Annotated in this window: 21 protein-coding genes and 1 tRNA gene; 14 read left to right on the top strand and 8 right to left on the bottom strand. The window is 63.1% G+C overall.

Annotated features, from left to right (window positions below; all coding sequences use genetic code 11):
• Positions 1-9: 9 nt before the first annotated feature.
• The gene (locus ACSU1G_RS15000) at positions 10-159 is read left to right on the top strand and encodes a hypothetical protein (RefSeq protein WP_439280761.1); all 150 of its coding nucleotides are present in this window, start codon (positions 10-12) and stop codon (positions 157-159) included.
• A gap of 4 nt (positions 160-163) precedes the next feature.
• Here the strand turns inward: ACSU1G_RS15000 and ACSU1G_RS14995 are convergent, their stop codons facing one another.
• From ACSU1G_RS14995 to ACSU1G_RS14985, 3 genes are read right to left on the bottom strand one after another with little or no spacing between them, the layout of a single operon-like run.
• Entirely contained in the window at positions 164-1,807 is a 1,644-nt protein-coding gene (locus ACSU1G_RS14995) for a DNA repair helicase XPB (protein WP_439280760.1), read from the bottom strand.
• Between the two features lie 55 nt (positions 1,808-1,862).
• The gene (locus ACSU1G_RS14990) at positions 1,863-3,602 is read right to left on the bottom strand and encodes a helicase-associated domain-containing protein (RefSeq protein ID WP_439280759.1); all 1,740 of its coding nucleotides are present in this window, start codon (positions 3,600-3,602) and stop codon (positions 1,863-1,865) included.
• Positions 3,603-3,604: 2 nt separating this feature from the next.
• Positions 3,605-3,880 carry a multidrug ABC transporter ATPase gene (locus ACSU1G_RS14985; RefSeq protein ID WP_439280758.1) on the bottom strand — a complete coding sequence of 92 codons (276 nt, stop codon included), beginning with the start codon at positions 3,878-3,880 and terminating at the stop codon, positions 3,605-3,607.
• 98 nt (positions 3,881-3,978) lie between these two features.
• On the opposite strand from ACSU1G_RS14985, the gene ACSU1G_RS14980 reads away from it, so the two are divergent.
• The gene (locus ACSU1G_RS14980) at positions 3,979-4,359 is read left to right on the top strand and encodes a cold-shock protein (protein ID WP_439280757.1); all 381 of its coding nucleotides are present in this window, start codon (positions 3,979-3,981) and stop codon (positions 4,357-4,359) included.
• On the top strand, positions 4,343-4,984 hold the full coding sequence (locus ACSU1G_RS14975; RefSeq protein ID WP_439280756.1) for a DUF3027 domain-containing protein: 642 nt from the start codon (positions 4,343-4,345) through the stop codon (positions 4,982-4,984). Before ACSU1G_RS14980 ends, ACSU1G_RS14975 begins: the two co-directional genes overlap by 17 nt.
• A 78-nt stretch (positions 4,985-5,062) precedes the next feature.
• Here ACSU1G_RS14975 and serC read toward each other — a convergent pair whose 3' ends face one another.
• The gene (gene serC / locus ACSU1G_RS14970) at positions 5,063-6,175 is read right to left on the bottom strand and encodes a phosphoserine transaminase (protein ID WP_439280755.1); all 1,113 of its coding nucleotides are present in this window, start codon (positions 6,173-6,175) and stop codon (positions 5,063-5,065) included.
• A gap of 102 nt (positions 6,176-6,277) precedes the next feature.
• Between serC and ACSU1G_RS14965 the strand changes: the two genes are divergently transcribed.
• The 6 genes from ACSU1G_RS14965 to ACSU1G_RS14940 all read left to right on the top strand — a co-directional run bounded on the left by ACSU1G_RS14965 (position 6,278) and on the right by ACSU1G_RS14940 (position 9,769).
• On the top strand, positions 6,278-6,979 hold the full coding sequence (locus tag ACSU1G_RS14965; protein WP_439280754.1) for a metal-dependent transcriptional regulator: 702 nt from the start codon (positions 6,278-6,280) through the stop codon (positions 6,977-6,979).
• 361 nt (positions 6,980-7,340) lie between these two features.
• The gene (locus tag ACSU1G_RS14960) at positions 7,341-8,063 is read left to right on the top strand and encodes a M23 family metallopeptidase (protein WP_439280753.1); all 723 of its coding nucleotides are present in this window, start codon (positions 7,341-7,343) and stop codon (positions 8,061-8,063) included.
• Between the two features lie 331 nt (positions 8,064-8,394).
• Complete coding sequence (locus ACSU1G_RS14955) at positions 8,395-8,892, top strand: HNH endonuclease (RefSeq protein ID WP_439280752.1); 498 nt, start codon at positions 8,395-8,397, stop codon at positions 8,890-8,892.
• Between the two features lie 87 nt (positions 8,893-8,979).
• Complete coding sequence (locus ACSU1G_RS14950; protein WP_439280751.1) at positions 8,980-9,363, top strand: RNA polymerase sigma factor; 384 nt, start codon at positions 8,980-8,982, stop codon at positions 9,361-9,363.
• Positions 9,347-9,673: an ATP-binding cassette domain-containing protein gene (locus ACSU1G_RS14945; RefSeq protein WP_439280750.1), complete on the top strand. Its 327-nt coding sequence runs from the start codon at positions 9,347-9,349 to the stop codon at positions 9,671-9,673. The genes ACSU1G_RS14950 and ACSU1G_RS14945 overlap by 17 nt, the downstream gene beginning before the upstream one ends.
• Before the next feature lie 21 nt (positions 9,674-9,694).
• Positions 9,695-9,769 (top strand) — tRNA-Arg (locus ACSU1G_RS14940).
• 110 nt (positions 9,770-9,879) lie between these two features.
• On the opposite strand, the gene ACSU1G_RS14935 is transcribed toward ACSU1G_RS14940, so the two are convergent.
• Together ACSU1G_RS14935 and ACSU1G_RS14930 are read right to left on the bottom strand one after the other, a co-directional pair.
• A complete protein-coding gene (locus tag ACSU1G_RS14935; protein WP_439280749.1) occupies positions 9,880-11,031 on the bottom strand; it encodes a tyrosine-type recombinase/integrase in 1,152 nt (383 codons plus the stop codon).
• Positions 11,024-11,617, bottom strand: a complete 594-nt coding sequence (locus ACSU1G_RS14930; RefSeq protein ID WP_439280748.1) for a hypothetical protein — start codon at positions 11,615-11,617, stop codon at positions 11,024-11,026. Before ACSU1G_RS14930 ends, ACSU1G_RS14935 begins: the two co-directional genes overlap by 8 nt.
• A gap of 114 nt (positions 11,618-11,731) precedes the next feature.
• On the opposite strand from ACSU1G_RS14930, the gene ACSU1G_RS14925 reads away from it, so the two are divergent.
• The 4 genes from ACSU1G_RS14925 to ACSU1G_RS14910 all read left to right on the top strand — a co-directional run bounded on the left by ACSU1G_RS14925 (position 11,732) and on the right by ACSU1G_RS14910 (position 16,700).
• Positions 11,732-11,962: a helix-turn-helix transcriptional regulator gene (locus ACSU1G_RS14925; RefSeq protein ID WP_439280747.1), complete on the top strand. Its 231-nt coding sequence runs from the start codon at positions 11,732-11,734 to the stop codon at positions 11,960-11,962.
• Between the two features lie 82 nt (positions 11,963-12,044).
• Positions 12,045-12,614 (top strand): type IV toxin-antitoxin system AbiEi family antitoxin domain-containing protein, encoded by a 570-nt coding sequence (locus ACSU1G_RS14920; protein ID WP_439280746.1) that lies wholly within the window; start codon positions 12,045-12,047, stop codon positions 12,612-12,614.
• The gene (locus ACSU1G_RS14915; protein WP_439280745.1) at positions 12,601-13,542 is read left to right on the top strand and encodes a nucleotidyl transferase AbiEii/AbiGii toxin family protein; all 942 of its coding nucleotides are present in this window, start codon (positions 12,601-12,603) and stop codon (positions 13,540-13,542) included. Before ACSU1G_RS14920 ends, ACSU1G_RS14915 begins: the two co-directional genes overlap by 14 nt.
• A gap of 173 nt (positions 13,543-13,715) precedes the next feature.
• The gene (locus tag ACSU1G_RS14910; RefSeq protein ID WP_439280744.1) at positions 13,716-16,700 is read left to right on the top strand and encodes an AAA family ATPase; all 2,985 of its coding nucleotides are present in this window, start codon (positions 13,716-13,718) and stop codon (positions 16,698-16,700) included.
• A 282-nt stretch (positions 16,701-16,982) separates the two neighbouring features.
• Here the strand turns inward: ACSU1G_RS14910 and ACSU1G_RS14905 are convergent, their stop codons facing one another.
• On the bottom strand, positions 16,983-17,519 hold the full coding sequence (locus ACSU1G_RS14905) for an NADPH-dependent FMN reductase (protein WP_439280743.1): 537 nt from the start codon (positions 17,517-17,519) through the stop codon (positions 16,983-16,985).
• Between the two features lie 312 nt (positions 17,520-17,831).
• On the opposite strand from ACSU1G_RS14905, the gene ACSU1G_RS14900 reads away from it, so the two are divergent.
• The gene (locus ACSU1G_RS14900; RefSeq protein WP_439280742.1) at positions 17,832-19,016 is read left to right on the top strand and encodes a MalY/PatB family protein; all 1,185 of its coding nucleotides are present in this window, start codon (positions 17,832-17,834) and stop codon (positions 19,014-19,016) included.
• Positions 19,017-19,693: 677 nt separating this feature from the next.
• On the opposite strand, the gene ACSU1G_RS14895 is transcribed toward ACSU1G_RS14900, so the two are convergent.
• Positions 19,694-21,247 (bottom strand): ABC transporter substrate-binding protein, encoded by a 1,554-nt coding sequence (locus ACSU1G_RS14895; RefSeq protein ID WP_439280741.1) that lies wholly within the window; start codon positions 21,245-21,247, stop codon positions 19,694-19,696.
• Between the last annotated feature and the right edge of the window lie 38 nt (positions 21,248-21,285).

Here is a 21,285-nt window from a genome sequence, read left to right as displayed (position 1 = left end):
CCTGGCGGCATGAACGGCGACGAAATGGGCGGTGACGCTGCCTGCTGGCTCGCCCAGGTCTGCCCCGAATGCGGCGCGATGCTGGACGATCGCGTGCGCCCGTGCTGGCGCTGCGGCGCCAGCCCGGCAGACGACACCGAGTCACCCGCTACGCGGTGACCCGCTACGCGGATGCCAGCGCGTCAGCGTCGAGGATCGTGTAGCTATAGCCCTGTTCGGCGAGAAAACGCTGGCGGTTCTGCGCGTAATCCTGGTCGACGGTGTCGCGGGCGATGAGCGTGTAGAAACTCGCGGTGTGGCCGGACTCCTTAGGGCGCAGCAGGCGCCCCAGTCGCTGGGCCTCTTCCTGACGGGATCCGAATGACCCGGAAACCTGGATCGCGACGGATGCCTCGGGCAGATCGATTGAGAAGTTCGCGACCTTGGATACGACGAGCAGCTCGATCTCGCCCACACGGAACTGCTGGTACAACTTCTCACGATCATCGATCGGCGTGGCGCCCGTGATCTGCGGTGCGTTCAGCGCATCGGAAAGGATGTCGAGCTGGTCGAGATACTGCCCGATCACGAGGATGCGTTCGCCGGGGTGCTTGGCGATCAGCTCCCGTACGGCGGCGATCTTGACCGGTGACGATGCCGCAAGGCGATAGCGGTCTTCATCCGTCGCCGCGGCGTACTCCATCCGGTCATCCGGCGGCAGGTCGACACGAACCTCGTAACAGGCTGCGGGGGAGATGTACCCCTGAGCCTCGATCTGTTTCCAGGGGGCGTCGAAGCGCTTGGGGCCGATGAGGCTGAACACGTCGCCCTCGCGGCCGTCTTCGCGCACCAGAGTGGCCGTCAGACCGATGCGGCGGCGGGCTTGCAGATCAGCAGTCAGCTTGAACACGGGTGCCGGCAGCAGGTGCACCTCGTCGTAGATGATGAGGCCCCAGTCCATCGCATCGAGTAGCGACAGGTGGGCGTACTCGCCCTTCCTTTTCGCGGTGAGGATCTGGTAGGTCGCGATCGTGACCGGCTTGACTTCCTTGACCTGGCCGGAGTACTCGCCGATCTCCTCGGCGGTGAGCGACGTGCGCTTGAGCAGCTCATCTCGCCACTGCCGTGCGGAGACCGTATTTGTCACGAGGATCAGCGTCGTTGTCCCGGTGGCTGCCATCGCCCCCGCGCCGACGATCGTCTTTCCTGCGCCACAGGGGAGCACCACGACGCCAGAACCGTCCCGGGAGAAGGCGTCGACGGCGTCCTGCTGGTACGGCCGGATGTGCCAGCCATCCTCGGCGAGGTCAATCTCGTGCGGCGTTCCAGGGGTGTAACCGGCGAGGTCTTCGGCCGGCCAGCCGATCTTCAAAAGTTCCTGTTTGATCTGCCCCCGCGCCCACGCGTCGACCACGAAGGTGTCAGGGGTGGGATGCCCGACCAGCAGCGGCTGGATGCGCTTGTTGTTCGCCACCTGGGTGAGAACGGCCGGATCATTGGAGCGAAGAACCAGCGTGCCCTCATCGTCACGCTCGATGACAAGGCGACCGTAGCGGTTCACTGTCTCGCGGAGGTCGACCGATACCGACGGCGGCACGGGAAAGCGCGACCAGCGGTCGAGTGTGGACAGCATGTCCTCAGCGGTGTGACCGGCGGCGCGTGCGTTCCACAGGCCGAGACGGGTGATCCGATACGTGTGGATGTGCTCTGGCGCGCGCTCCAGCTCGGCGAAGATCGCCAGCTCGTGGCGGGCGCTCTCGGCATCCGCGTGTGCGACTTCGAGCAGGACGGTGCGGTCGCTCTGGACGATCAGTGGGCCATCAGACATAGCAGGCTAGTCTACCGCGCTGTCGCGTCCGGGGTCTCACCGCGGGCGCGGATTCTCACCCGTCGGTCCCTGAGCTTGTCGAAGGGCTGACCACTTTCGCGGAACGGATGCTTTTGACCGGAAGGGTGCGCTCGACGTCGGCCGCACGGTCGCGACCGCGCAGCCTTCCACCGCCCAACCCGCTCGCCTCCAGCTGAAGTTCGCGGGTGGAACCGTCTGGCATCGCAATCTCGATGAGGAGCACTGCCTTGGCGCGCACTGCCGCCTCCAGCTCGCGATCCAACCACGCAGCATCCGCGTCAGGGCCCTGCTGTGCACGCAGACGTGCGACCAGCGAATCGTAGGATGCTGCCGCAGCAGACTCCTCTGGCGGCGCCGGGTTTCGGTCGACGACCTGGGGACGGCCGTCGGAGCCGACGATCGACGCCGGATAGCGTGCGTCGGTCAGAGCCCAGTAGACCGTGTCACGTCCGACACGGGAGCTGAGGCCACCGGATTCCCGAGTGAGCCCCAGCGGACGCAGTACTTGGTCCACTCCCACGGCGTCGAGCAGTGTGGCATCCACGCTCGTGACGCGGGTGCGGCCTGTTTCGGCATCGGTGAAGACGCGCACGAGGCCATGTCGCTGCGCGGTCTGCGTGACGAGGTACTCGAGTGGCTGGGGGATGCCGGTCAGCGACAACTCGCCGAGGAATTCGAGGATGGAGGCTGCCGTTTCGCCAGCAGCAAGCGCGTGCGAAACCGACTCGGCGGTGAATCGATACGAGGATGCCTGTGCCGCGGATTCCCTGGCGGCGATGCCTCGCAGCCTCACATCTAACGCTGAGGCGAGGGGACCAGGTGCGATCGCGGACAGATCGTTCTGCAGAAAGATTCGGTCAACTTCGGTGGGCAACATCTGTTGCAGCGCTGCCGCATCCGCGGGGGCGCCCTCGCGCAACGACGATGCCCACATCGGTTCGGCCCCGCCGTCGGCGATCAGCCCCAGCAGACGTGCACGTTCGATGAGGGTCGCGCTGCGTTCATTCCAGGAAGGATCCCAGGGATGCTGGTGCGCCCACAGTGGTACGGGCAGCCATCCTCCGGACGCTGTGCGCAATCCGCGGGGCAGCGCCGCACGGAACGCTTCAGCGAGCCCCGCCCACCGCTCGGCGGCAGCGAGCCGCAGCCACGCTTCGCCGACCGAAGTCAGGCGTACCTGACGCTGAATCGTCGTGATCAGAGCGGCCGTTGCGGCAAGTGCGACGAGATCGTCGAGGATCTCGACGGGAAGGCCAGCGTCAGCCATCCGTCGCTTTTCTCCCGCTGCCAGGATTCCGCTGGTCAGCAGCGCAAGCGGCGACTCTCTGGCCAGCAGCAGCACATCGGCAAGCGCGCCGACGCTGGTGAAGGCGCGTTCAGCCGAGTGGGCGTGCGCTTCCTCCGAGGCAGGGCTCGTCGATACTGTTTCGGCAATCTGCGGAAGCTCTCGAGTGGCAACGGCGTCCGCGACAGGAGGGGCTGGTGTGCCGTCGGGGCGCAGTAGCGCAAGTGCCAGAAGCGACTCGGCCAGTGGCTCGGTCTCGCCGCTGGTGCCTTGACCGGTGGCCGCGCGGTGCAACGCCGTCGCCTCCGCGAGGGTCAGGCGTGGCAGCATCCGCTCAATGGATGCGGGCTCGAGGAGAGCCTCGGCGGCGTCAAAGAAATCGAGCCATGCGACATCACTGCGCACACCGCGCGCCTCGAAGAGCATCGCAAGTTGCGAATCGGGCGCAGAAGCCAGCCATACGGCGAGCGGGCGGGCATGCGTGCTCATAGTCAGGTGCGCCGGGCGGCGCGCCCCTTTCGCACGAAACTCATCACGAGCAGGGCGACGATCATCACGAAGGCTATGGGCAGACCGTACAGCGGGATGGCTGCGATGACAGGCCAGAGGCCGCTGCCGAAGGAGTTCTGATCCATTCCGACCGCGCTGCCGATGATGATGACGAAGAAGCAGATGACCGAGAGCGCGGCGAGCGTCAACGCCATGTAAGCGAGGGTGCGATCCAACCTGCGGATAGGAACTTCCGGTTCGGAATTCTGCGTACTCATCCGTCTCAGCTTAGTGCCTGGAACACCGGTAGGCTGATGGGTGGTCGCGCATGGACGCGATGCAATTTTTCGGCACCATCACACAGCGAGGTTTTCCCATGCCCACCGGCAAGGTCAGGTTCTACGACGACGAGAAGGGGTTCGGCTTCATCGCCAGCGATGATGGCCAGGACGTCTTCCTACACGCCTCCGCCCTGCCCACCGACGCCACTGTCAAGGCAGGGGCTCGAGTGGAGTTCGGTGTAGCCGACGGCAAGCGCGGTCTGCAGGCATTGTCCGTGCGCGTGCTCGAAGCTCCCGTCAGCCTCTCGAAGGCCAAGCGCAAGCCCGCAGACGATATGGCGATCATCGTCGAGGATCTGGTGAAGCTGCTCGACGGGATCGGCGGCGATTTGCGCCGCGGGCGATACCCGGCCAGCGCCCAGGGTCACAAGATCGCAGCAGTCTTGCGAAAGGTTGCTGATGACCTCGATGCCTGAGCCTGACGCGCACCTGATCGGTGCGCACGATCTCGCGCTCGCCGCGCTGCACGAGATCACTCCTGCCTCGACGGTTGGCCCGCCTGCGGGCTACCTGGCAGAGGACGACGGCTCCGTATCGTTGCGCTTCGAGAACCGCCTGCCGGGCTACCCGGGCTGGTATTGGACGGTCACTGTGGCGCGCGTTGAAGACGCCGAGCCGACCGTGCTCGAGATCGAGTTGATGCCTAACGAGGGTGCGTTGCTCGCGCCGGAGTGGGTGCCGTGGGCTGAGCGGCTTGCGGATTATCGTGCACACCAGGTGGAGCTTGCCGAGCAGGCCGCAGCGGCGGCGCTGGAGGCCGGCGAGACGGCTGAGGTCTCTGATGCGTCCGACGACGAGTCCGATGAAGACGACGAATCCGATGAAGACGAGTCCGACGACGATGATCTTGACGACGACGACGATGACGACCCCTCGGAGTCGCGCGTGCTGCACGCTGGCGACCTCGACGGTGTCGACATCGACGAGCTTGACGATTCGGCGATCGATGAGCCGAATGCTGACGACGGGTCCCTAGTGGCTTTCGATGACGAGACCGTGGTCGCTTTCGATGAAGAGGCAGAGTCCGACGAAGAGGAGTGATCCTCGTCGACACATACGAAGACGACACATACAAAAATAGGGGCCGGCATGATGCCGGCCCCTATTTCGTTGCGTGGATCAGCCCGCGGTGTTCGCGAGCACGTAGTCGATCGAACGGGTGAGCTGGCGTACGTCATCCGGTTCGATCGAGACGAAGGTCGCGACGCGCAACTGATTGCGCCCGAGCTTGCGATACGGCTCGGTGTCTACCACGCCATTGGCGCGCAGTGTCTTCGCGATCGCCGCGGCGTCGATGCTGTCGTCGAAGTCGATCGTGACGACGACGGGGGAACGGTGCGAGGGGTCAGCGACGAACGGAGTCGCGATAGCGGAAGCCTCTGCCCAGTCGTAGAGCACCTGTGACGACTCCGCCGTGCGCGCGCCAGCCCAGGCGAGCCCACCGTTGTCGTTGATCCACTTCAGCTGGTTGTCCAGCAAGTGCAGGGTCGTGAGTGCCGGCGTGTTCAGCGTCTGGTTCAGACGGGAGTTGTCGACCGCGTTCTTCAGACTCAGGAACTCGGGGATGTAGCGATCGGATGCCGCGATCCGCTCGATCCGCTCGATCGCAGCCGGCGATACCGCAGCAAACCACAGGCCACCATCCGAGCCGAGGTTCTTCTGCGGTGCGAAGTAGTAGACATCGGCTTGGGTCACATCGAAGTCGATGCCACCCGCGGCGCTGGTCGCGTCGATCACGGTGAGGGCGCCGTCGGCGGCCACGCGCTCGACGGGGGCTGCGACACCGGTGGAGGTCTCGTTGTGTGGCCACGCGTAAACGTCGACGCCGTCGACGATCTCTGCCGCGACGAGCGATCCGGGCTCTGCCTTGCGTACGTCGGGGGCCTGGAGCCACGGGGCGCCGGCCGCCTTGGCGAACTTGCCGCCGAACTCCCCGAAGGTGAGGTTCTGGCTGCGGCGCTCGATCAGGCCGAATGCTGCGGCATCCCAGAACGCGGTCGATCCGCCGTTGCCGAGCAGGATCTCATAACCTTCCGGAATGCGAAACAGGCTCGCGAACTGCTCGCGGACGCTGCCGACGAGGTTCTTCACCGGGGCCTGGCGGTGTGAAGTGCCGAGGATGCTGGCACCGGATGCCACCAGCGCTTCGAGCTGCGCTGGGCGCACCTTCGAGGGGCCACAGCCGAAGCGGCCGTCAACGGGCAGAAGGTCACGGGGTATCTCGATCGCCATGCGTTGATTCTAGGCGCGCGCGGACATGACCACTTTCACTGTGACCAACTCCGGCGTCTGCGCGGGAAGGTAGGCTTACCTAAGAAGACCCCGGAGGGCCTAATGGCAGATTTGATCGACACAACGGAGATGTATCTCCGCACCATCCTCGAACTCGAGGAGGAGAACATCGTGCCGCTGCGCGCCCGCATCTCGGAGCGACTCGGACACTCCGGTCCAACCGTCTCGCAGACCGTCGGGCGCATGGAACGCGATGGGCTCGTCATCGTCGCCGAGGATCGCACACTCGAGTTGACCGACTCTGGCCGGCGCAAGGCTGTCGACGTGATGCGCAAGCACCGTCTGGCAGAACGGTTGCTGGCGGATGTGATCGGTTTGGACTGGGCTTACGTGCATGAAGAGGCCTGCCGTTGGGAGCACGTGATGAGCGAGCAGGTTGAGCGCCGCCTCATCGAGCTGCTCGGCCACCCCACCGAATCGCCGTATGGCAACCCGATCCCTGGCCTTGACCAGCTCGGTGATGTTGCCGCGCGCACGTTTGATCAGGGCGTCATCGGGCTCGTGCAGAAGCTCAACGCTGCCGGTGAGCCGATCGAAGGAACGGTGCGCCGTCTCGCCGAGCCGGCGCAGGTCGATCCCGAGCTGCTGGAGCAGTTGCGCGATGCGGGCGTCTTGCCCGGTGCGCACGGCAACTATCGCTTCAACGAGGGCTATGTGCTGATCCAGATGGACGGCAACGACGAGGCACTTGAGCTTCCGGTTGAGCTTGCTTCGCACATCTTCTTGGTGGGCGATCCGGCCTGACGGGCCGTGCCTGGTAGCTGTGTGGCACCCGCTTTCGGGTGGTTGTCCACAACCCAGGGTGACAGAATCGTTATCATCCGGTAACCTCGGACAAGTCGCCAGTGAAGAAAGCCCGCTGGCGGCAAACCCGCGAAGATTGCCTCACCGGCTCGTCATCTTCGCGGATAGATCGCATTGCGTGCCCCGAGCAGATGCCCCGATAAGCAAAGTGCCGACGAGCCAGCGCCACCCGAGCGCCGAGGCGCAGGAGGATCACCTTTTGGCCCTAGATATTGAATCAACCACGACCACACCCGAAAAACTTCCGAAGCGACCGCTCGCTGTCGCCCCTCGTAACGCCGCACGCAAGATGATCAAGCCGATGCGCTCGATCGCCATCTTCGGCGCCGTCGGTGTTCTGGTTGCTGGAATCGCGCTTCCCTCATTCGCATCTTCCGGCGCTCCGGTTGACGCCACCGCGACGCTCCAGCAGGTTGCCTTCGACGACGCACAGTCGCTTGTGGTCGCCTCTCAAGCCACCGCAGCGCCCCTTGACCGTGGCACGTACACCGCCACGACTCCTGAGGAGATCGCGGAGAAGAAGGAAAAGGAAGCAGCTGCCGCTCGCGCCGCAGCTGCGGCCGCGGCTTCCGTGGCTTCCACACCGAGGAACTTCAACCCTGGCAACTACGAGCTGGTCTCGCCGGGTTCGGGTGAAGTGCGCTACCCGCTCCCGCAGGGCTCGTACAACCAGGGACGCACCATCGGTGGCGGGCACAACGGTGTCGACATGCTCGCGCCCCAGGGCACGCCCATCTACTCGACAGCTGCAGGTGTGGTCCGAGCCTCGGCCGAGAGCATCGGCGGCTACGGTGTGGCGGTCATGATCGATCACGTCGTCGGCGGACAGAGCGTTTCCACGACCTACGGCCACATGACCTACGGCTCCCGGCAAGTCCAGGCTGGGCAGAGCGTTGGCGCCGGTCAGCTCATCGGATTCGTCGGAAGCACGGGACGCTCGACGGCGAACCACCTGCACTTCGAGGTCTGGTACGGAGGCTCGCTCGTCGAGCCGTACTCTTGGCTCGCAGCCAACGCTGGCTGATCTTTTTCCCGTGACCTCCAACGCAACACGCGTCTGAGCGTTCACCTGCTGTTTCGTCATCTGTCGGCACGATGGGTTAGCCTGTACCCGTCGTCGCACGGATGGGAGAAAGCCGATGGAACGAATACCGAGCATCCGCACCATGGATGCACTCGGTCGTTACGTTCTTCGGCATTGCCCGCAGGGATGCACTGAGCTTGTCGTGTGCGAAAGGCGCTGTCTGTAAAGACGGCGCCTTTTTTGGTTCCTGCGTACTTTCCTCTGTCGTCCGTGTGGCGTCGTGTGAGTCGAGAGTGCCGGGAAGCCGTCCCGGCGGATCGAGAGGAAGACGATGCGCACACTTGTTCTGAACGCCGGGTATGAACCGCTCGCGGTGGTGTCCTTCAAACGAGCCCTGGTGCTCGTCATGAATCAGAAGGCCACCGTGGTGGAACGCGTGGAGGATGATCCTGTCTGGGCGGCAGGTGGCGCCTACGATCGTCCCGCCGTCATCGTGCTGGCGAGATACGTTCGTCTCCCTCGCAGCCGGCGTGTCCCCGTAACCAGACGCGGCGTGCTGAGACGAGACGACCATCGGTGTGGCTATTGCGGCAAGTCAGCTTCCACGATCGATCATGTTCTGCCGCGCTCACGCGGCGGAGCGTATTCCTGGGAGAATCTTGTCGCCTGCTGCCTGCGGTGCAACAACGTCAAGAGCGACCGCACGCCGCAGGAGATGCAGTGGCAGCTGCGGTTCAGCCCGCGGCCGCCGCGAGGATCCTCGTGGACGGTTCGAGGGACCGAGCGTAGCGATCCGTGTTGGGAACCTTATTTGGCTCTGGCGGCGTGAGGACTCAGATTTCCGGAATTCGGATGTCATGATTTGCTGGATCCCGACAGTACAGGGTGAGAGACCTTTCCCGACCCGCGAGGATCCATGTACATCGAAGACGCCGACGCCGAGCTGATCAGGCTCGCCCGACGAGGTGACCGGGGTGCCTTTGCGACGTTATTCGAGCGTCACTCGAAGGCGGTGTATCTCTACTCGTGGAGCATGCTGCGCGATGATTCGGATGCCGATGACATCACTCAGGATGTCTTCGTGGTCGCCTGGCGGCTGCCATGGATGCTGGTGACGGCGAGGAACCTGTCACGAAATCAGCTGCGACGCCGTCGGTCGGCGCTGTCCCTGGATGAGACGCTGCTGCCCGTGGATGCCACACGTCAGGAGCGGGTCGAGGAGGTCAGCTGGGTGCGACAGGCCGTTCTTGGTGCCAGGGCTTACGGCCCTCGAGAATGTGCTGTTGCCCGCCGTTCCTGACCGTCGCACGCGTGCATTCTCGCGTCGTGCGCGGGACCTGCTGCACCGGCTGGGTGTGGGAGATCGCGCGACCTACTTCCCGGAGCGGCTCTCCGGTGGTGAACGCCAGCGGGTGGCCTTCGCACGGGCACTGCTGCTGAGCCCTGCCGTGGTGATGGCGGACGAGCCGACTGCGAGCCTGGATCGCGCCACGGCTGATCAGCTCATCACTCTGTTGCGCGGGTTGCTCGACGACGGTATCGCCGTGCTTGTCGCATCACACGACCAGCACCTGATTGCGGCTGCCGATGAGCGAACCGAGCTCGCGTGATTGGCTAGACTGGTCGGGCCAGCCTCTGTAGCTCAATGGAAGAGCAGTTCCGTCCTAAGGAAAGGGTTGGGGGTTCGACTCCCTCCAGGGGCACCATCGATTCTGCCTAGAAAACACTGGGATCGCAGACGCGGAAAACGCCGAAAATGGGCCGTTTGCCCACACTTTGCCCACACTTCGGTGGGATTGGGTCCGGAAAAACCGCGTCAGAATCGGCCGAAACGCTGCTCGGCGTCGAGCAGAGCGCTGACGTCGAGGACGCTGTGTGGGCCAGTAGCAGCAGCTGTTTCCATCTGTGCCGCGACCGCGTCAAGATCGTCCTCGAAGAGATCTGAGTAGGTGTCCAAGGTCATCGCGGCTGATGCGTGACCGAGCATTTTCTGGACGGCCTTCACATTCGCGCCCGCGCTGATTGCAAGAGATGCTGCGGTGTGACGAAGATCATGAGGTGTGAGCCGTGGGATTGTCGGATCGATTTTCTGGGCTCGTCTGACGGCAACCGCGAACCACGACTTGTCATCATTCTCGCGCTTCATGTGCGTCTTGCCATTGCCGAAGAGTAGATCGTCGGGTTCTTTGTCTTCACACACGGCATCGACGAGCGGCGTAAGCGCGGCCATGTACGGCACCGATCGGCGTTCGTGCGTCTTCGGAGTGCCGACATGAATCTGCCATCGGACCAGCACCGCGTTCTCTTCGACGTTGAAACGTCGTCTCACGCGGTTGACGTGTCGCACGCGCAGCGCGGTGGCCTCGCCCCATCTCAGCCCGCAATACCCGAGGACCATCACGAGCGTGGGATGGGCGGAGACCCGCGCGAGAATCAGCAACTGTTTGTGGGTCAGATAGACTCGACGCTTGCGGCCGGAGCGCCGGGGAAGGTTGCGGAGTCCGCGTGCCGGGTTTCGGGAGATCCGCCGGTCATCGATCGCCATGTCCAAGACCCCGGCTAGAACGCCGAGTGCGCGGATAACGACCGATGGCGAACGTGTTGTCGCCAGCTCGGTCACCCACGCTTGCACTTCCGAGGGCAAGATCGAACGCAACTCTCGCTGCCCCCAACGAGGTTCGACATGCACGTGCCATGCCGTCTTCAGCGGGAGGTACGAAGAAGGCTTCAGGACCGGAGGGCGCTTTGACGCCAGCCACGTTGCTGCCAGTGCGCCGACGGTGACCCGCGATAGCGAGGGATCAATGTAATCACCGGTGGCCTTCGCGATCGTCACTGAAGCGAGGAAGCGCTCGGCCTCACGTTTCGTTGTGAAACCGCGCTTGTCTGTCTGCGTGTGATCGGGTTTCCTGTAGCGCACGCGGTAGCGCCGGCCATTGGCCGTGTCGTATGGGGTGATGCTACCCATCTGCCTGGCGGCCGACGTTGTACGTCATGCCCTCGAGTCGACCGGCAGCGCGCGCGCTCTTGATCCAATCGGAAGCGGTGCGGTGCGGGACTCCGAGTTCTGTCTGCACCGCGCGGACGGGAGGGATGCCGGCCAGGGCGGATGCACCGTAGATGATCTCGACAACGTGCATGCGGTCATCTTTGGCGCCGCGCTTGATCGCGGCTTTCGCCATCCAAGGCGGGATGATGCGGCCCTCGCCGGAGGTGAGGTCGGAGATTCTGGCCCAGTTCGCATCGATGTCCTCGTCGTTGAAATGCACGGCGATGCACTGTGGGACTGCCGCTTGCAGGATCGCAACGGATGCCGTACGGCGGAGAGCCTGCTGGTCGAAGTCCTTACGAGTCGCGCGATTGGTGATCGCGGTGACGATGTAGCGCCCTTCGGCTTCCCGGTACTGCGCCTCGATTGTGGTTTCCACGCCGGTGTCGTCGTCGGTGGTGGATGCGATCAGGGCAGGGGCAATGCGCAGCGCGGTTCCCACGGGCTGGGTGGCAGAGCGCCACGTCATCGATTTGCCATCGAGAGTCTTCACGTCAACCTTCACCCCCTTAGTTTGCCTTACCGCGCCAGAGATTCACAGAAACCCCTTGACTGAGTGTACGTCTAAGGGGTGTACTTGTGTCAATCCTGATTTCAGATACGCAAGAGAGGGAAAGTCATGTCCACGCTGACCAGTCCGAGCTCGCCGAGCCTGGATCACACATACATCAGCCCGCAGGAAGTCGCCGATCTCATCCCCGGGCTGACCGTGAAGAAGCTCGCCGAATGGAGATACGAGCGGCGCGGACCGCGGTATCGGAAGATCGGTCGACTCATCCTCTACGCGCTCGACGAGCTGGAGGATTGGATTGAGGCGTCGGCGCGGTTGGGCGATGGGGATGAGCGCTGACGGGACGTTGCAACGTCTCAGCTCGGCACCCTAGAGTGTTCCGGGTAGTGTCAATACCTTTACTTTTTGCTAAGGTATTGACATGGCTGTTGTGACGAAGTTGGAGCGTCTACGCGAGGTTGCGCTGGATCAGCATGGCTTCATCACGACCGCGCAGGCCATCGAGGAGGGTGTCTCGCACGCGGAGCTGTCCACGATGGTCACCCGTGGCAGGATCGAGCGGTCCGCGCACGGCGTCTACCGGGTCCCACAGGTGCCAGAGACCGAGCAGGATCAGTACCAGCTCGCGCTCCTGTGGACGGGCGTGCCGGAAGCATGCCTGAGCCACGACACAGCTCTGGATGCGTGGGACATCACCGACATTAATCCCGACCGCATCCATGTCTCTGTTGCGCGTCATCGGCGTCTGCGTCGTGCGGGCGGAGAGCGTTTCGTGGTTCATTACGAAGATTTGTCGCCGCAGCAGGTGACATGGTGGCAGGGCATCCGCATCGTCACCGTGCCGACGGCAATTTCACAAGGCATCTCCTCGGGCGTGCCTACCTACCTGATCCGGCAGGCGCTCGACCGGGCAGGACGCACCAGCATCCTCCCGGCGTCCGACCGCGAGAAGCTGACTGTCGAACTGGAGTCTCGTGATGGCCGAGCGTGACCCCGCGAACCTCGCAGATTCGCTAAACACCCTCGCGCCGAAGGTTAAGACGCCCGCGTCGGCGCGGATTCTCAATGCCTGGATCACGCAAGCCCAAGACCATCTCGGAACCGCCGGCCCGCGGCTCGGGTGGCTCGTCGCCGCAACCGTCGTAACGGCAGCCCTGCAACGAGCGGTGGATGAGCATGGTTCCCCGTTGTTTCTGCTGAAGGGCGGGACGATGCTCCAGTACCGGCTTCCGGGCATGTCTCGCACCACGAAGGACATCGACGGGCTCGTGCGTGGCGACCTCGACCAGTTCCTCACCTGGGTAGACAAGGCGCTCGCGGAGCAATGGGGTCCCCTCACGCTCGTGCGCGGCGAGGTCGAGACCATCGAGGTACCGAATCGGATCGTCAAGCCCCGCCGCTTCGGCATCACCGTCGCGCTGAACGGTGTCACATGGCGAAAAGTGCAGATTGAGATCTCACCAGACGAAGGGCTCGCAGGAGGATTCCCGGAGAACATCCCGGCTCCATCACTGGCAGGGTTCGGGCTGCCTAGCCCGGATCACCTCACGAGCCTTTCGATGGCGTACCAGATCGCGCAGAAGGTCCATGCCTGCACCGACCCGCATGAGCCCCCCGCGTTCGTCAACGACCGTGCCCGCGATGTCATCGATCTCCTACTACTGCGCGACCTTATCGAAGCAACGCAGCACCCGACACGAGGTGAGGTGCGTGCCGCCATAGAGGACGTATTCACCAGCCGCGCCGCCGAAGCCGCTGCGGCGGGCGGAAGGCAGCGCGATTGGCCGGCCAGAAGCACCGCACACCCGCACTGGGAATCGAGTTTCACCAGCGCAGCCGAATCCGCAGGCCTGACCATCGGCCTCACCGATGCAGTCAACGAGCTCAACGCCTGGCTCACCCTCATCGAGCAGGCCTGACGCGAGTCCTCCTGGAAGAGGCGATCGCAGAGTGATGAACAGAATGGGAATGCACGCAGGCACTTTCTGTGAATGCTCTAGCCTAATAGGCAAGTTTCGCGTACGCTGATGCCGTGCGAGGAGGACTCGAACGCTGGAAACGGGGTGCGGGCTCACAAGGAGTTCGACAGGCGATGGCCTACGCGTTCCGCGGAAGCTGCGATTGCCACCTGCGTGCCAGCGGCATTGACGCGCTCGGCGCGTATAGCAGAGTCGATACCTCAACGGTCGCCCGGTTCGTTGCCGAGCGCGGAACGATCATGCGCGACGAATTGGATGCGCAGCAGCTCAGCAAATGGGTCGACGGGCGTGATCCAGAGACCGGAGAACGGCGCGGGCGTGAACTCGCATCACCAGCATCCGATCTGATTCTCGATTGCACCATCAACGCCCCGAAAACGTTCAGCATCGCCGCGCTTCTGCACCCCGAAATCGAGCATGCATACGAGGCGCTGCAGGATCGCCTGCGCAATCACATCATCATGACGTGGGAACACGAGTTGAACGCCCGGCGCGGGGCCGGCGGCCGTAACCGTGAGCGCCTCCAGCGGCTGGAGGTCGTCGAGCTTCAGCACCGTAGATCGCGGGCTTTGGATCCGCACATTCACCGACACCTGTGGTTGAACGTGCGTGTTCGCGGAGCCGACGGAAAGTGGTCCAACGTTGACTCACGCGTTGCGATGCGCGTGCAGAATCTCATCAATGCCGAGGGGGAGTTGGCCGCGCGTGCGGACCCGGAGTGGGTGTCTGCCCTTGCGGCGCACGGATTCTCCCTCAACGCAAACGGCGAGATTGAACAGCTCGCCCATCTGGTTCGAGCCGTGTCTCGTCGCTCGAACCAGATTGAAGCGAACCGGGCGATGCTTCTTGAAGCGTGGAGGTCTGCCCACCCCGGGGACTCACCAAGTCCTGACGTTGTGCAGTCCATTGACCGGCAGGCGTGGGCCATCAACCGTCCCGGAAAACCGGCGGATGTGAACGAAGACGAATGGAGCACACTCACGAAGGGGGAGCTACTGCGACTCGACGCCAACGTGATGGCCATTCGGGCGCCGATAAGCACCCGAGCACGCGACCGGGACGTGCTGGACTACGACCTGCTCGCACGCCGCGCGGTGGCCGACGCAGATAACCGATCGCAGGCGAGCAACGGACGCTTCAGCGTGCTCGACATCAGAGCCGGAGCGGTGCGCGCCGTCGCAACCTGCGGGACCATCGGAGCCCGTCAAGACCTGCAAAACCTCGTCGATGACGTGACGGCCCGGGCGCTTGCGCACACGCGAGACCTGATCCCCGAAGTGACCGGCAAGCCCCAACACGTGAAGTCGCTGGTCACGCGCACGTTCGCACAGTTGAAGTCTGAACTCGGCGTGCGCCTCATATGGCTGAGCAACGCATCCGGGACGCGACCATCCGAGGTTCCCATCGACGCAGCACGTCACGCGGTCCCGGACGATGGCAGGCTCGATCCTTCCCAGCGCATCGCTGCCAACGCCATTGCCGGAGACGACCGGCTTGTGACAGTAACGGGCCCGGCCGGCACCGGAAAGACGACAATGCTGCGCGTGGCGAAGACGGTACTTGAGGCGAACAAGCGGCGATTGCTCATCGTCGCACCGACGCGGAAAGCCGCAGCGGTTGCGAGTCGTGAAGTCGGCGCGGCAGGGACCAGCATCCATGCCCTTCTCGCCGATCATGGCTGGCGCTGGGGCAAGGACGACGCCAGCGCAGACCTCTGGTGGAGGCTGCGCCCAGGGCAACGCGACCCATCAAACGATCACCGTGTCTACCGGGGCCCCAGACGCTATCCGCTCGATGCGACGGCCCGCATCGCCGTAGACGAGGCAGGGATGCTGGATCTCAACACCGCTGACGCCTTGACACAACTCGCGATCGAAACAGGCGCCGGCATCGTCATGGTCGGCGACCCCAACCAGGCGAGCCCCGTCGGACACGCTGGTGCCATGGCGCTGGCCGCGCGTCGTGCAGGTCAAGCCGTTGAATTAGCCGGCGTGCATCGCTTCGAGGATCCTGAGTACGCGGCGCTCACACTCCGGCTTCGCTCGCCACACACCCGAAGCGAAGCATTGGATGCCGCAATAGAACTTCAAGAACGTCAGCATGTGCTCCGTGCTGATGATCGTGACGCGGTGCGCGCCGTGCTCGCCAAGCGATACTTCGATCATCACGACCGCGGCCAATCTGTCGCCATCGTCACCGCAACAAACGAAGAAGCCTCGTTGATCAACGACGCCATTCAACAAGAGCGCATCTCGCGCCAACAGCTCAACACGCGGCGGATCGCGATCGGTCGCGACGAGCAACGGATTCTGGAAGGCGACGTCGTGCAGACCCGCCGCAATGACCGCAAGATCGGGGTTGAGAACCGTGCGATCTGGATTGTCGCGCGGATCGGCCCCGCAGTCGTGGAACTGCAGCGAATCGACGACGCGGCAGATAGCCGGACGGTCTCTCGCGAATACGCTGCCGAGCACGTACAACTGGCCTATGCCACGACGGTCCATGGCATCCAGGGTGAAACGACCGACACATCCATCGTCGGCCCAGGTGTCGACGCATCGGGACTGTACGTCGGTCTGACCCGGGGGAGACATCACAACGAAGCGATAGTTATTGCTCACTCAGACGAGGCGGCACGTAACGAAATCGCAGACGGGATGATGCGTGGCCTGCCGGAGTCAGATCTGGCAGATGCCGTCAGAGCAGCGCAAGACGATCTGCATCGGTCCGCACGTGACGAGATACCGACGCAGTCGCGACCGTCGTCAGTGCCGAACACGTCGGACGAGTTGGATCTGCGAGGCCTCACCGAGTGGATTCGCGCAGCACGATCTGCGCTTTTGGCGGCCGATGCCGGCGCCGCCGACAACGCGGCACGAACTCATTGCCGAGACTCCGGGACCGAACGCGGCCATCACGCCACGCTCGACAGTGCCACGCGACAACGCCTCGAAGATCGAGTAGACGAAGCCGTGGCGCTCGAAGCACGGTACCTGGCCGGCTACCTCCCGCCCGGGACAATTCCGCAGCACGAGTCGACGTTGGGCCTTGAGAATTTCGCCGGTGCAGTTTCGTCGCAGCAGGTTGGAGTGCGATGAACGATGGCGTCGGCAGGGGACCACGCTCCGACTTCGAGATCGTAGCTGTCCGCCGCCGGCTCCATTCCCGGCTCTCGCTATTTGCAGACTCACCCTCCGCTTCGCTCCGGGATCGCGTAGCAACCGCTTCGCGCCGGGCACTACGCCGGCGTCGGACAGCAAACGCCGCTAGATGTCGGAACGAGGGTGCAGATTGAACTTCCGGCTTCACCACATGCCACTTGCTTTCCAAGAGATTTAGCCTGTCGCATGGCCTCATGACCAGGCCTATTTCTCGCTCCTCTAAAATTCCCCCACGATCGGGTGTTCCCTCAGGAATGGACCGATGACCGAGTGAGGGGAGAGGCTCGCTGACACGCGTTGCGATGTTGACTGCCACTCCGCGCCGGGTGCGTCAACCTGATCCGTTGTCAAGAAGACCCCGGGGAAGGGGAGGCTTGCACCCATTCCCAGTAGGAGGGGAGCAAGGACCAGCGAAACGGTGAGTGCGTTATCGGCGTTGCCGCCCGTCATGATCGGGATCGCGGTCACGCCTGCGAGCTCCATGTGCTGACGATCGAAGAACGCTTTCAGCAGTCCGGAGTAAGCGCCGTTGAATGTGGGTGACGCGACTAAGAGCAGATCACAGCTCGAAACCGTATCGGCGGCGGCGTCCAACGCAGCAGACGTCCCGAACATCTCGTGCCGGTGATCGGCTAGCTCCACAACCGTGAGCTGGACACCGGTTGCGGAAAACAGTGTCTTTGCCAACCGTTCGCTTACCAACCGTGAGCGGGAACTTGAATCGGGATGCCCGACGAGGATAACAAGGTCAAGCATCACTGGCTCCGCTCGCTCTGGGGTGATGCGACCGGATTCGATGCATCCTCACGCGGCTGCGCCGTTGGGTTCTATCAATGATGGACAGCCTTTACTTATGCGAGGCAGGGAGCTAACTCTTATGCGTAGTCCGGGGAACCTCGACGTTAATGTTCATTGCAATCTATCCAGTGGCACATATCGGTCGTCGATCCCTTATGGAAGCGATAACACCTGATTATCCGCGCGAGCGCAAGCCGAACGAAGCGCTATAAATGAACCTATTCAGGGACGCAACGGCGTTGATTGAGCACAGCTGAGGCGAGGCGAGCAATGGAACTGTCGCAGAGAACTGCCGACCGGGCGACTGCACGCGTGCGTTCGCTCAAATGGGCAGACCATCCCGGAAAGATCGGGGCGTGGATCGCGGAGTCCGACTTCGGGACCGCACCAGCCGTGGTCGAAGCACTTCAAGCCGCTATCGGTGATGAGCAATTGGCATATGTACCTTCCGCGGTAGGTGCAGCGGCAGAATCCGCGTGCGCTGATCTCTACCGTGATCGCTTTGGTTGGGCCGTGGGCTCTGAGTACGTGCATCTCATTCCCGATGTCCTGACAGGACTTCGCATCACAATCGAGCACTTCACGCGCCCGGGCACGGCTGTGATTGTCCCGACTCCGGCCTACATGCCATTCCTCACGGTTCCGGAGAGCATGGGCCGCGAAGTCATCCAAGTGCCGATGAGGCGATCGTCACACGGCTGGTCACTTGACCTCTCCGTCATCGAGCGTCACCTCGCCGACGGCGCGGGGCTTCTGATTCTGTGCAACCCGCATAATCCTCTCGGGACGGTCATGCCAGTTGATGAGATGAATGCACTGAGTCACGTGGTCGAGCGTCATGGCGCCCGCGTATTCGCCGACGAGATCCATGCCCCGGTCGTCTACGCTGGAAGCACGCACGTCCCGTACGCGTCTACCTCTCCGGGGGCGGCCGCACACACGATCACAGCGTTTTCCGCTTCCAAAGGGTGGAACATCGCCGGGCTGAAATCCGCCCAGCTGATTTTCTCCGGTGATGTCGATAACGACCGGTGGCAGAGCCTCGGTCTCTTTCCGACCTACTCAAACAGTATTCTCGGCGCCATCGGAACCTGCGCGGCGTACACCTCGGGACGGGATTGGCTCGACGGAACGTTACGACAGTTCGAAGAGAATCGCGACTTGGTGGTGAACCATTTCGAGGCGTGTGGCTTGCCTGTAGGGCTTGAATCGCCGGAAGCGACATATCTGGCTTGGATCAACCTCCGAGCTTTCGAGTTCCCTTCTCTTTCTCCAGCGGGGTACCTCAGCGCGACGTCAGGCGTCGTGGTCTCCGACGGCGCAGCCTGCGGAGAAGTCGGCAGAGGGTATGTGCGACTTAACTTTGCGATGCCCGCGACAATCTTGCAGACTGCGCTTTCCCGCATTACCGACGCTCTCCGCGACCTACCCACCAGCATTACAGCGCGTTCCTAGGTGATCCGACGTCGATTCCAACACGGACGGATTCGACGGCATACAGGGCCGACCAGGATACGTTCCACTGCCGGTTGGTCGGTTGAAGTTTCGGTCTACAACGTCGGCGGCGCTCGAAAACTGGACACTAGCGGCGCAGCGGTTCGATCCGTCGTCGCAACACTTCGTCCATTCTGGGAGTTGTGATGTCTTCGATTCGGCGTGTGAAGAAGGGTCCGGGGCGTCGTCCGTAATCGGCCACCCGTGAGCGGTTCATGAAGCTGCGTGATTCGTCGACGACGCCACGATGCGGTTGAGACACGAGAGCATCTATCAGGCTATTGGGGCCAAGATGCGGAGATGGCTCGACACCTCAAGATCACACGAAGGGGACCGATCTGAGTACGGCCATCTGGATACTGTCGAGGACAAGGTCATTCACGGGGCCCGCGCCGTGCTCGGTGGCCGCCCACCTGCCCAGCTTTTCACTGCCCTGCTAGCCGCAGAAAATCCACCCGCTCTGGCGGGCGGAGATCGCAAGGACATTGGGCTGCAGGGAAGAAGCGCTACAGCAGACTCGCGGAAACGGTGAAACGTGGCCCCGGCCGATCGCGACCGGCATCCACGCGACCGCCATCGAGGATGCCCGCCGCGTAAGTCGGTGGATCCGGCGGGTTCTCGCCCGCCGGATCCACTCTCTACTTCGCTACGCCCACGCCATCCAGGATTGGAAAGCCTGCCTGCCATTCCTGCATACCGACGAGCTTGTCACTGTACGCGACTGTGTAGTTGCGCCACATGATGGGCGTGTATGCCGACACTGTCTCGCGGGTGAGGCTTGCAATCTGCTGGTAGATCGCCTCCCGGTCGTTGTCGTCGACAGTGACCTGAGCCTGTTGGATGAGTTGCATCGTGCCCGGCACCTCGACGTTGCCTGGGTTGCGAGGCGCCGTGGGGCTGAGGTTTTTCAACAGGAATGAAGCCGGATCGATTCCCGGGACGAGGTTCGGCAGTGACATTGGAATCGTGGGCTTGACCCACGTGGCCTCTGCGCCGGCTCCGCCGGGCGGGAATGTCAACTCAATGTTCACGCCGATCTCGGCCCAACTGGACTGAATGGTTTCTGCGAGCTGTTTACTGTTTGCCTGGACTGCCATCGTGTAAGGCAGCGAGAATCCATCAGGGTATCCGGCTTCCGCCAAGAGTGCACGTGCCCCCTCGATATCGTAGGCAATTGGTTCGACATCAGGATTAAACCCGAAGCGGCCTGGCGCGATGAATTGACTCGCTTCTTCGCCCCTCCCGAAGTAGAGCCCATCGATGATGCCGGCCCGATCAATTGCCATGGCTAAGGCCATGCGTACGCGCGGGTCGACGAGCTCGGGGGCGAGGTCGGGGTTCTGGAACACTGTCACCAGTTGTGCTCCGGTGATTTCGTAGGTGGAAACACCGGCAGACTCTACCGAAGCGGCCTGCGGCGGTTCGATGACTGCCATGTCGATCTCCCCGGAACGGACTGCGTTGGCCATCGCGACCGGGTCGTCGATGGCACGGACGGTCACGCCAGCGATCTTGACCGCGTCGGGATTCCAGTAGTCCGGATTTGCGACCATCACCTTCTCGACTCCTGGGGAGTAACTCGCCATGATGAACTTGCCTGTGCCGACGAGTTCTGAGAAGTCGCCGGAGGTGATGACGTCTGAGCTCAGCATCGTGCCCACCTGGCCCGCCAGTAGGGAGGGCAATTCGACGTTGGGTGTGGAGAGCACAACCCGGACGTGATGGTCATCGACGACCTCAACACTGCTCAGGCCCGCCAACTGGGATCGGAGAGTGGACCCCTCGGCAGCGTAATGCTCGAGCGTAGACTTCACGTCCTGCGCGTCGAATGTTGTGCCGTCGCTGAATGTAACGTCTTCGCGAAGCGCAAGAACCCAGGTTTGGCCATCGTCGTCGCTCGACCAATTCTCTGCGAGTTCTGGAACCAGAGCGAGGTCCGCGTCCAGACCGATGAGGGTGTCGTAGTAGAGCTCATCAACCGGCGAGGTCGTCGCTCCGGGCTGTCGAGAAGGGTCCCATGTGTCCCCTAATAGGCGAACACCGACAGTAAGCGTCGCGTCCGGGTCGAATTCTACGGCGACTGTGGGGCTTGGCGCGACATTGCCGCCGGCGCAACCGGCGAGCGCCGTGGCGGCCAGAACTGCCGCGGCGATCGCTGGCCAACTGCGGGCAAATCGTTTTTCCTTGATCATTTCACTCCATTGTGTGGTGCGATCTCATTTAATGTCAC

The organism is Microbacterium sp. A93 (assembly GCF_051842835.1).
This window is presented reverse-complemented; position numbering and strand designations above follow the sequence as displayed.

Excerpts from the sequence above, each read along its gene's own strand:
- ACSU1G_RS14895 (WP_439280741.1), bottom strand. The coding sequence starts at position 21,247 with ATGATCAAGGAAAAACGATTTGCCCGCAGTTGGCCAGCGATCGCCGCG.
- ACSU1G_RS14955 (WP_439280752.1), top strand. The coding sequence starts at position 8,395 with ATGCGCACACTTGTTCTGAACGCCGGGTATGAACCGCTCGCGGTGGTG.
- ACSU1G_RS14905 (WP_439280743.1), bottom strand. The coding sequence starts at position 17,519 with ATGCTTGACCTTGTTATCCTCGTCGGGCATCCCGATTCAAGTTCCCGC.
- ACSU1G_RS14990 (WP_439280759.1), bottom strand. The coding sequence starts at position 3,602 with ATGAGCACGCATGCCCGCCCGCTCGCCGTATGGCTGGCTTCTGCGCCC.
- ACSU1G_RS14900 (WP_439280742.1), top strand. The coding sequence starts at position 17,832 with ATGGAACTGTCGCAGAGAACTGCCGACCGGGCGACTGCACGCGTGCGT.
- ACSU1G_RS14910 (WP_439280744.1), top strand. The coding sequence starts at position 13,716 with ATGGCCTACGCGTTCCGCGGAAGCTGCGATTGCCACCTGCGTGCCAGC.
- ACSU1G_RS14975 (WP_439280756.1), top strand. The coding sequence starts at position 4,343 with ATGACCTCGATGCCTGAGCCTGACGCGCACCTGATCGGTGCGCACGAT.
- ACSU1G_RS14985 (WP_439280758.1), bottom strand. The coding sequence starts at position 3,880 with ATGAGTACGCAGAATTCCGAACCGGAAGTTCCTATCCGCAGGTTGGAT.
- ACSU1G_RS14965 (WP_439280754.1), top strand. The coding sequence starts at position 6,278 with ATGGCAGATTTGATCGACACAACGGAGATGTATCTCCGCACCATCCTC.
- ACSU1G_RS14995 (WP_439280760.1), bottom strand. The coding sequence starts at position 1,807 with ATGTCTGATGGCCCACTGATCGTCCAGAGCGACCGCACCGTCCTGCTC.
- ACSU1G_RS14960 (WP_439280753.1), top strand. The coding sequence starts at position 7,341 with ATGCGCTCGATCGCCATCTTCGGCGCCGTCGGTGTTCTGGTTGCTGGA.
- ACSU1G_RS14950 (WP_439280751.1), top strand. The coding sequence starts at position 8,980 with ATGTACATCGAAGACGCCGACGCCGAGCTGATCAGGCTCGCCCGACGA.
- ACSU1G_RS14915 (WP_439280745.1), top strand. The coding sequence starts at position 12,601 with ATGGCCGAGCGTGACCCCGCGAACCTCGCAGATTCGCTAAACACCCTC.
- serC (WP_439280755.1), bottom strand. The coding sequence starts at position 6,175 with ATGGCGATCGAGATACCCCGTGACCTTCTGCCCGTTGACGGCCGCTTC.
- ACSU1G_RS14925 (WP_439280747.1), top strand. The coding sequence starts at position 11,732 with ATGTCCACGCTGACCAGTCCGAGCTCGCCGAGCCTGGATCACACATAC.
- ACSU1G_RS14920 (WP_439280746.1), top strand. The coding sequence starts at position 12,045 with ATGGCTGTTGTGACGAAGTTGGAGCGTCTACGCGAGGTTGCGCTGGAT.
- ACSU1G_RS14980 (WP_439280757.1), top strand. The coding sequence starts at position 3,979 with ATGCCCACCGGCAAGGTCAGGTTCTACGACGACGAGAAGGGGTTCGGC.
- ACSU1G_RS15000 (WP_439280761.1), top strand. The coding sequence starts at position 10 with ATGAACGGCGACGAAATGGGCGGTGACGCTGCCTGCTGGCTCGCCCAG.
- ACSU1G_RS14935 (WP_439280749.1), bottom strand. The coding sequence starts at position 11,031 with ATGGGTAGCATCACCCCATACGACACGGCCAATGGCCGGCGCTACCGC.